Origin of the sequence: Streptomyces sp. NPDC059452, from assembly GCF_042750035.1 — a bacterium.
In the GTDB taxonomy this organism is placed as follows: Bacteria; Actinomycetota; Actinomycetes; order Streptomycetales; family Streptomycetaceae; genus Streptomyces.
In genome coordinates this window covers 114,405-117,625 of sequence record NZ_JBHYVE010000020.1, presented here as the reverse complement: position 1 = coordinate 117,625, position 3,221 = coordinate 114,405, and the positions used below count along the sequence as shown (strand labels likewise).

Sequence of the window (3,221 nt, the reverse complement as noted above, 5' to 3'; positions counted from 1 at the left end):
CCCCGGCGGCTCGGCGTGGCGGGCGGTGGGGGGGGTGGGCGGGGCGGGGGGGGGCTGTCCCGGCCACTTCGCCCCCCGTGTGGGCCCCCCCCGGGCCGGGGGGCGACCCTCTCGGTTGCTGTGCGGCCGGTGGGACTCGAACCCACAAGGGATCTCTCCCACGGCGTTCTAAGCGCCGCTCGTATGCCAGTTCCGACACGGCCGCATCCAAGAGCCATGCTAGCGGGGAGGGCGTCCCGCACGGTACGGGCATCCGAATCAGGTTCTCGTCTGACTCCTCGGTCGTCGGTTACGGCACCACGTGTCTGTCAGCGCGTGGCAATTCGGGCACAGGTAGCGCAGGTTTTCTGCCCGGTTGTCCAGCCAGTCCCCATTGATGTGGTCGATCTGGAGCGTGAACGATTGCCCCAGCCATTCGCCCGGGTTGCCGCAGGACACACAGCGGTACGCGACACCGACCTCCTGCAAGGCGCGGTGAAGCCGTGTGTGTTGGGTGCGGGATGAACCGGACGGTTTGACGACGAGGGTGGTCGGCGCGACCGCGCGAGGTTCGGACACCTGCGTCTTCGTCCAGGAGCGTCGAGCGAAGTGGCCGGTATCGAGCTTCAGCTGAACGACTTTGCGTCGCACACGGCGATGATTGGTGTCGTTGACGTCGAGCCCGAGGGCTCGCATGACGTCCGCGTAGCTGGTGCTTCTGGGAACCGCATGCCGCAGAGCGTCCTCCGGTACCGCCAGTCGCGCGTTGCGAAAGTGTGAAATGTCGATGCCGCGCCTCCGCAGCAGGCTACCCAGCGCGGAGCGTGAGCGGCCGTCGTCCGGCATACCCAGATTGCGTGCGGTGCCCCGGATGCTGTCGGCCGATGCCGCTGCGGCCCGTAACTCATCCGTGGTGAAAGGGAGGACCAGTTGCGGGCGGTTCAGCCCCGGGAAGTGGCTGACATCGATTCCGGCGGCGGCGATACGGCGGCTGATGTGGGAGAGAGTGCCGCTGGCCGGTGGGGCACCCAGTCTGTTGACGACCTCGCGCAGCGAAGTGGAGCATTTCACCGCTGCTGCGATCGTCGAGTCCGGGTACTTCTTCCACGGGTTCCGCTGCTTGAAGTGCGAAGTGTCCAGCCCGTACGCCGTCGCCTGCCGCTGGAGCGTGCGTCGCCTGCCGCCGTTCTCCGGCAGCCCTAGCCGACGCATCAAGTCGGTCCAATTCGTTGACGCGGCTATGGCCTCCGCCAGTCGCTCCTGCGTGTACGGGCTGTTCCCCATGCCGCTGCCCCCTCCGTTCCGGCCGCACGTTCGCAGCCTCGTACGGAGTAACGACCCGTTTATCGGATGGTTACGTCCGTAATCCGGAGAGGGGTGAAGGGGCATGCGCGGCGGAAGCGTTCAGAACTTCGGCTCCGGGGCCTGGGCCTGGACCAGTTCTGCCGCCTCCTCGTCCGTCTCCACCGAGGGCGGGGAGCCGATCAGGGGCTGTTGGGCGGTCTCCTTCATGCAGGCGACCGCGATCACGCCCACCAGGGCCGCCGCCATCGCGTAGTACGCGGGCATCAGGTTGGAGCCGGTCCAGCTGATCAGGGCCGTGATCACCAGGGGGGTCGTGCCGCCGAAGATCGACGCGGAGAGGTTGTAGCCGACGGAGAGGGAGCCGTACCGGACGTTCGTCGGGAACAGGGCCGGGAGCGCCGCGGACATTGTGCCGAGCATGCAGACCAGGGAGAGGCCCAGCAGCAGCATGCCGACCGTGATCGGGAGGATGCCGTCGATGCGGATGAGGAGGAACGCCGGGAGGGAGAGGAAGAGGAAGCCCAGCATGCCGGTCATGAGGAGCGGCTTGCGGCCGAAGCGGTCGGAGAGCTTGCCGACCTGGGCGATGACCGTCATCAGCAGCACCATCACCGCCAGCAGGATCAGCAGCCCGTGCGTCTCGCTGTAGCCGAGTTCGTCGGAGAGGTACGTCGGCATGTACGACAGCAGCATGTAGTCGGTGATGTTGTACGCGCCCACCAGGCAGATGCAGAGGATCAGCGTCGGCCAGTACTGCCGGAAGATCTTGGCGAGGTCGCCCTTGGCCGTGGTCTCGACGCCGTCCGCCGCCTCGGTCGCGTGTGCCGTGCCGCCCTCCAGCTTCTGGAAGGCCGGGGTCTCGTCGAGCTTGAGGCGCAGGTAGAGGCCTACCAGGCCCAGCGGGCCCGCGACGAGGAACGGGATGCGCCAGCCCCAGGACTCCATCTGGGCGGTGTCCAGGAGGGCGTACAGGGCCGTGACGAGTCCGGCCGCGCAGACGTAACCCGCCAGTGTTCCGAACTCCAGGAAGCTGCCGAAGAAGCCGCGCCGTTTGTCGGGGGCGTACTCCGCGATGAACGTGGACGCGCCCCCGTACTCACCGCCCGTCGAGAAGCCCTGGAGCATCCGGAAGAAGATCAGCAGGGCCGCCGCCCCGATGCCGATCGTTTCGTGCGACGGGATCAGACCGATCGCGAACGTGCTGACCGCCATCAGGATCATCGTCAGCGCGAGGACCTTCTTGCGGCCGACCTTGTCACCCATCGGGCCGAAGAACATGCCGCCGAGCGGCCGTACGAGGAAGGCCACCGCGAAGGTCGCGAAGGAGGAGAGGAGCTGTGTGGTCTCGTTCCCGGACGGGAAGAACACATGGCCGATCGTGACGGCCAGGTAGGAGTAGATGCCGAAGTCGAACCACTCCATGGCGTTGCCCAGCGACGCCGCCTTCACCGCACGCTTCACCGCGGCGTCGTCCGTGACGGTGATGTCCGTCCGGCGCAACCGGGGATTCTTACGCTTCCGGGCGGCCCGGAAGAGCGTGGGGTGGCGTTTGACCGCTTGGGGGTCGGCCGCCTGGTCGGGGTCGGGGGCCGCCATGGCCGGGTCCTTTCCTCGGAAGGGTGTTCCAGGAAAGGCTTCTGCGCGGTGATGGCGGTCGCAAACCGACTTCATGGGCCGATGCGATGTCCCTCACATGATCTCGACATCGTTCCGGGGGCGGAGGAGGTGTGGGGGAGGGGCGGAGGCGGGGCGGGGCGGGGGCGGACAGGGGGTCGGGTGTCCCGGTCCCGGGCCGCCGGGGGCGTGCCCGGGGCCGGGGGCCCCCCCGGGGCCGGCCCCGGGGCCCGCACCCCCCCGGGGGGCCCGGGGGAGGCCCCGCCGGGGCCGCGGCCCCCCCCCGCGCGGGCCACCGCCCCCGGTGGGGGACGTGGTCGGGG

General features: G+C 68.9%; 2 protein-coding genes and 1 tRNA gene. All 3 read right to left on the bottom strand.

Annotated elements, in window-relative coordinates:
* Positions 1-121: 121 nt before the first annotated feature.
* Positions 122-205: transfer RNA gene (locus ACFW9Z_RS25105), tRNA-Leu, on the bottom strand.
* A 53-nt stretch (positions 206-258) separates the two neighbouring features.
* On the bottom strand, positions 259-1,263 hold the full coding sequence (locus ACFW9Z_RS25100; RefSeq protein ID WP_384644653.1) for an HNH endonuclease: 1,005 nt from the start codon (positions 1,261-1,263) through the stop codon (positions 259-261).
* Positions 1,264-1,383: 120 nt separating this feature from the next.
* Positions 1,384-2,880 carry a glycine betaine/L-proline transporter ProP gene (proP, locus tag ACFW9Z_RS25095; RefSeq protein WP_384644651.1) on the bottom strand — a complete coding sequence of 499 codons (1,497 nt, stop codon included), beginning with the start codon at positions 2,878-2,880 and terminating at the stop codon, positions 1,384-1,386.
* Between the last annotated feature and the right edge of the window lie 341 nt (positions 2,881-3,221).

Excerpts from the sequence above, each read along its gene's own strand:
- ACFW9Z_RS25100 (WP_384644653.1), bottom strand. The coding sequence starts at position 1,263 with ATGGGGAACAGCCCGTACACGCAGGAGCGACTGGCGGAGGCCATAGCC.
- proP (WP_384644651.1), bottom strand. The coding sequence starts at position 2,880 with ATGGCGGCCCCCGACCCCGACCAGGCGGCCGACCCCCAAGCGGTCAAA.